This window comes from Moorena sp. SIO3B2 (assembly GCF_010692525.1).
Classification (GTDB): Bacteria; Cyanobacteriota; Cyanobacteriia; order Cyanobacteriales; family Coleofasciculaceae; genus Moorena; species Moorena producens.
Window position 1 is genome coordinate 1 of sequence record NZ_JAAHHE010000357.1, and the last position, 5,933, is coordinate 5,933.

Genomic DNA, 5,933 nt, shown 5'->3' on the forward strand with positions numbered 1-5,933 from the left:
AAGGGCTAATGAATAAAGAAATTGCCCGACGTTTAGAGACTAGTGTTCGTAATGTTGAGAAGTACGTCAGTCGTCTGTTTAGTAAAACCGGAACTAATAGCCGTACTGAGTTAGTTCGCTATGCTCTAGAACATGGTTTAACTAAGTGAAGGTTAAAGCATTTAGATCAATTTAATAGCCTATCCCTACAACCGATAGGCTAGATAACTGCATTTCTGGTAGCGATTCAATCTCAGATTCCACCGATACATATTCCGCTTAACTTGTCAATACCTAAGTTATAGAGTCCGGGGCTTACAAGGTGCGCCCGCAGATGGCCCACACAGTCCCTCCCCACTCGCGCTTTGCATCAAGACAACGCCCAAAATTTAGATGTACCTGACTAGACTAGGAAACGCTATCCTATCCGTCAGGTTTTGTAAATTTATGTTACAAAAAACCGATCCCTGCATAAAAAGGAAAAATAAATCAGAATAATAATTAAACCCACAAATATTTAGCTAATATGGAAGGAAACGATGGTTAAGAGGATTTATGCCTTGCTAGTCGGGATCGATCACTACGCACTGGATTCAGTTATTCAAGTAGATCCATTACAAAGCTGTGCTAACGACATTACAGCAATATAAGAGTATCTTAACGAACGATTCGATCGGGAAGAATACCAACTGCAATTACTAAAGGTTAAAGATGAGCAAGCGAGCCGCGAGGCAGTTATTAATCGCGTCCGAAACCATCTTCGTCAAGCTGGAAAAAATGATGTAGTTTTGTTCTACTACAGCGGTCATGGTTCCCAGGAATTAGCACCAAAGGAATTTTGGGACATAGAACCATACAATATTAGTTATTTCATAAACGAACCTACTGAATTTGATTGACAAACTTTAGGTGCAGCGATCGCAATTTTGATGTGATATTTCCCAGAATAACTGGATAACACTCGGTAGCCAAACTTGGACTTTAATTAATTGGATATCTAACCTATGGACAGAACTGCTCAAATTGCCTATATTCTTGAAAAGCGCCAACCTTTGGCTAATAAAATTGAACAGGTCGGAGTAAATTTAAACTCTCTTTATTCTAGACTTAGCTATCTCGACAATTATCGCCAAAAGCTACTGGAAAAGGTTGATGAACCAAGCATAAATGGACGCTTGAAGGAAATCGATTTTTCTAAGATTCAGCAGGATATTGTATCTGAGTTACAAGCACTGGCTAAACTCAAAACTCGTTTCTCGCGAGATACTCTTAACATCGGTGTTATTGGACGAGCAAGACAGGGTAAAAGTCGTTTATTACAAAGTTTAACTGGATTGACCGCAGCAGAAATTCCTGATGGCAGCGGTCAACACTGCACCGGGGTTCGCAGCAAGATTCACCATAACCCAAATGTTGAAACATATGGTGAAGTCTTGTTCTATACAGACCGTACTTTTATGGATGAGGTTATTGCTCCTTACTATGAGCAGTTAAAATTGGGAACTAAACCAATTAATATCGATGATTTTGCAAGTAAAGACCTGCCTTCGCTACCGAACGACCTTAAGGGTGCAGAGGTTAATGCCAAATATGAACATCTACGTCAATATCATGAGAATGTAGATAAATATCGTTCCCTGTTGCAGGCTACTTCCCCACGCCAGATCAAGAAAGAAGAGATTCGAGAATATGTAGCCCAAGACAACCTCCAAGGGGAGCGTATTTATTTCAACTATCTGGCAGTTCGAGAGGTCAGAATTATTTGCAAATTTCCCAAGGATGATCTTGGAAAGATTGCTTTAATTGATATGCCGGGATTAGGAGATACAGGAATTGGTGATGAAAAGAGGATGGTAAAAACCATTGGTGAGGATATTGATGCGGTGCTATTTGTCCGGATGCCAAAGAGTAAAGGGGACTTTTGGGGGGACGTTGATGTGCAACTGTACGACACAGCCTATAGAGCTTTGAATGATCTGCCCCTGCCACTATGGTCTTTTATGGTTCTCAACAAACTGAGTGATGAGAGTAACTTACAACTCTGCCAACAATTGAAAACCGACATTACCAACAAACACATCAATGTTGCAGACTGTGTCATAGCTAACTGCGATGAAGCTCAAGAGGCTAACGATCAGGTTTTAGATCCCATTCTTAACTACTTAGCTAAAAAAATTACTGACCTAGATCAGCAATATGCCTCTGCTTGTCAGGATCGAATCAAGCAACTCCAAACATTAGTGGTGGCTGAGTTAGATAAAGCCCGTCAAGCATTAGGACAAGGAAAAGTTTCAGGAGAGATGGTTGAATTCATCCCATTGTTTAATGGGCTTTGGGACAATTTGACAAGCGGTCTAGAAAAACTCCTTAAACAACTTAGTAATCAAATTAATGAGCAAGACCGAGACTTTAAAGAATCTGTAGAGGAGGCTATCCAAAATTGCTATAACGATACGAAAATTCCCTCATCTTTGGAAGAAATTGAAAGTAGGCGTGATAGTAAAGGGGCTTACACAAGTGCCTATAGCGATTACCTCAATGAAATTCGCGCTCACCTATCACAACATTTTCTATCTCTAGATACTGGTTTAAAGAAATCTTTGGATAGGGTAAAATGCCTGGTAGTAGAGGTATTAATTGGAAAGGCAAATTTAGGGGAAATTACAGAAGCAAAAGGCTCTGATTTTCTTGGAGAGATAGCTAACCTACTGCCTGATGAAATTTTAGAATGTCAATCCAGCAGACTAAAATTTGGATTCCAAATCCTCTCTGAATTTCAGCTTTCTTATCGGGGTACTATCCAACACCGAATTCGCCAGTGTCTTAATGGATTAACTCCTGATAGGACTGATCTGCATCTGTCTGGAAAGTCTCCCAATGCAGAGCAAATTAAGAGCAATCTCGAAGCACTTCATGCAGCAGCTGTTTTTCAATGCGAAACAGCCTTAGAAGATTTTCTTTGTGAACCTTCCCAAGCTGCTTTTGCCATAGTAGAAGAATTTCTTGACCGTGTACTCCGTGCTGAAGCAGTCAAGGATGAATGGCAAATTTTTCTTTACCAGGAACGCTCTTCTATCTGGCCTAAAGAATTTGAGCTATTGGGTGAACGCTCGAGGGTACGCCAAGAGTGGCTAGAGGCAGTAGAACAAGCGACAAACCTAAATCAGCAAGAGTTGATGTCATTATTCAAGTAAAACAACAAGGAGAATCAAATGCCCAAAGAACTTAAAGTCACAATGCTAGGAAATCGAGGGGTAGGCAAGACTAGTGTTTTAACTGCTATGTATGAGCAGTTCTCTGATACGTTTGAGGAAGCCGATTTGCAACTGACTCCTGATTCTGAAAGTTCCGCACTTCTACAAAAGCGTTTAGGACAGCTAAAAGCTCTGCTGGATGATTTTGAAGCGACGGGAGGATTGGAAGGAGATCAGAAGCCACAATCTTTTAAATTTGGTCTAGGGAAGATTGGTGACAAACCATCTTTACAACTGACTTTTCAAGATTTTCCTGGTGAATACATTGATAAGGATGGAGAATTTGTCAAAAAGGTAATGCATGAATGTGTTGCAGTTCTGATTGCTATTGACGCTCCTGCACTCATGGAAGCCAACGGCAAATGGCATCATTTGATGAACAGACCCAAGCAGATTTGTGATTTTTTTAAAATAAGCTATGGAGATTTAAAAGAACCTAGGCTCGTTATCCTTGTTCCTGTTCGTTGTGAAAAATATTTGCAAAACGAAGAAGATGCTAAAAAATTACGTAACTGCATCAAAGACAAATATGCTGAACTATTTAGGTTATTCAAGAGCGAAAATTTGCTGACTAAGATTGCCTGCGTAATTACACCTGTTCAAACTGTAGGAACTGTAATCTTCAATAATATTAGAGTAGAGAATAAAAAACCGCATTTTTACTTTCGCAAAATTAGTCATGATGCTGGATATAGTCCCAAAGATAGCGATCAGCCGTTACGGTATCTTTTGAGTTTCCTACTAAAACTTCATTACGGTACGAAATGGGGCTGGTTCAATCCTATTCGTCATTGGCTAGGTTGGGATCGATACCTTTTAGAAGCTGCTCGCCAGTCTGCTAGTCAATGTAAATCTTCTGGTGGCTTTGTCATTATACAAGGCGAAGATAAACTTTTTATTGGTAAATAGGAGTAAGCAATGGAAATTTATGTTCTAAGTGCTGGTTTTTATCAAGAACAGGGGTACTGTTGGCAAGAAATTACCAAGAATAAGAATCAACAAAAGCCGATAGATGAACCAGATTTGGTTAAAAAATTTCAAGTATTGCTTGAAACTCAAGCGTATTCGATTTTTATAGGGCGTGATAGTGGTCAATTAATTTTGCTTGTCACAGGCATGAAAGCAAGCAAACGCAAAGATTATCGAGGTCGGAATATACGCAACTCTATAGCGTTGATTGCTCAAGATGATGAACAGGATGAGCAAAAAATACGAGGAATTGCTGTGCTTGCATTAGAGGGAAAGTTAGAAAATGACATTGACAGTGCTATTAAGGAAGGAGGGGAATACGGATTTGAAGTTTCTTATGAACAAATCGAGAATGCCATCAAAGCATCGCTTCAAACCAAGAACTCCACTGGAACGAAGCATGTAATGATAGGGAAAAACTCAGAAGATAATAGAAAAATTATTGCTGATGAACTTAAAGAATACCGTCTACCTCAGAAAAGCAATACTTCGGATTCAGAAGCATTAGTAGTTGTCACCGGAATTAAGAAAGAAGACGATCTCAAAAAAGCAGGAGTTTGGCGGGGATTATCGAATCTTGTCGAGAAACAAGACCTTTCTCCCTATGAACCACCGAATTCAGCTCAAAAATTTTTTCCAAGCTTTGACGTACCAAGCTTTGACGAAAGTAAAAAATATAATCCCCAATTGGTAATAAGATTGATAATTTTCGGCGTGATTGGGCTAATTGCTCTATGGTTTCTTTGGCATCCAATCAGATTTTTAGGAAAACATCCTTCTCAGCCAACCACTTTTGTTTTAGCTGCTATTAGCCCAGATGGTGAGTATTTTGTAACTGCTGATCCTCATGGTAAAGTGGTAGTCCAGAATACCCAAGCTAAAACTAATAATACCCTTAAAAATAAGGCTCCGGTCAAATCAGTTGCCCTTAGCTCTGATGGAAGTTATGTCGTTACTGGCGATGAGACTGGAAACGTGCAATTGTGGGATGTAACTAACAAAAAAAACATTGAGCTAAGAAGGAATGTCAATTTAAAACATAAAAAAGCAGTTTTGTCACTGGCGATCAATTCTAATTCTTCTAGGGATAAAGTAAAAATAGTTAGTGGTGGTGCTGATGGGCAAGTACTGTTGTGGAACGTAAATGTTAATGTTAAGTACGGTAAGGGCAAAGCTGACATCCAAAAGTTATATTCCATGATTAAGTAATTAGCTTGGGTGCATATCACTTTTAGGTGCGACCCGTGGCGAATTTAATTCGCCACGGGTCGCACCGTCAGGAACGGGCAAGATGCCCATTCCACAAAACTCTTAAAATCATTCCATTATTAAGCAACGCCCATTACTAATGGCCGAAACATACATGTCGATATTGTCAATTGAGATCCGCGTCAGGTCAGGAAATCCATCTTGATTACATCAACGGCAATCATAATAAATGGAAGGATAAGAACCTAATGACAGTTGATTGCAGCTGTCACCAGTACATCCATATGGGCAGGTCGTCCATACCAAAATATCTAGGGGTCGTATGGGGTAAAAATCCTAGGTACGGTATGACAGGAGAGGTGCCCCAGATAATACTCGGTATCGACTCTATCTCTATTAAATCATATTCCCTTCGGCTAAAGAGCAAACTAGAACACACTTTAGTTATTATTAACTTAAGTAAAGTTAAGTTAAGAGACTTTGCATTTTCTTATCAACCTTGGCAAAAGTTTGTTATCGTTC

5 protein-coding genes are annotated in these 5,933 nt (G+C 39.5%); all 5 read left to right on the plus strand.

Going from position 1 to position 5,933, the window contains the following annotated elements; all coding sequences use genetic code 11:
- On the plus strand, positions 1-149 hold a 149-nt coding region (locus tag F6K38_RS33465; protein WP_287359403.1), incomplete at its 5' end, for a response regulator transcription factor.
- Positions 150-668: 519 nt separating this feature from the next.
- A complete protein-coding gene (locus tag F6K38_RS43695; protein WP_353737246.1) occupies positions 669-878 on the plus strand; it encodes a caspase family protein in 210 nt (69 codons plus the stop codon).
- Between the two features lie 105 nt (positions 879-983).
- Positions 984-3,173 (plus strand): hypothetical protein, encoded by a 2,190-nt coding sequence (locus tag F6K38_RS33470; RefSeq protein ID WP_287359397.1) that lies wholly within the window; start codon positions 984-986, stop codon positions 3,171-3,173.
- Between the two features lie 18 nt (positions 3,174-3,191).
- Complete coding sequence (locus F6K38_RS33475) at positions 3,192-4,142, plus strand: hypothetical protein (protein WP_287359398.1); 951 nt, start codon at positions 3,192-3,194, stop codon at positions 4,140-4,142.
- Positions 4,143-4,151: 9 nt separating this feature from the next.
- Positions 4,152-5,411, plus strand: coding sequence for a WD40 repeat domain-containing protein (locus F6K38_RS33480; RefSeq protein ID WP_287359400.1), 1,260 nt, complete (start codon positions 4,152-4,154; stop codon positions 5,409-5,411).
- Positions 5,412-5,933 lie beyond the last annotated feature (522 nt).

Excerpts from the sequence above, each read along its gene's own strand:
- F6K38_RS33470 (WP_287359397.1), top strand. The coding sequence starts at position 984 with ATGGACAGAACTGCTCAAATTGCCTATATTCTTGAAAAGCGCCAACCT.
- F6K38_RS33480 (WP_287359400.1), top strand. The coding sequence starts at position 4,152 with ATGGAAATTTATGTTCTAAGTGCTGGTTTTTATCAAGAACAGGGGTAC.
- F6K38_RS33475 (WP_287359398.1), top strand. The coding sequence starts at position 3,192 with ATGCCCAAAGAACTTAAAGTCACAATGCTAGGAAATCGAGGGGTAGGC.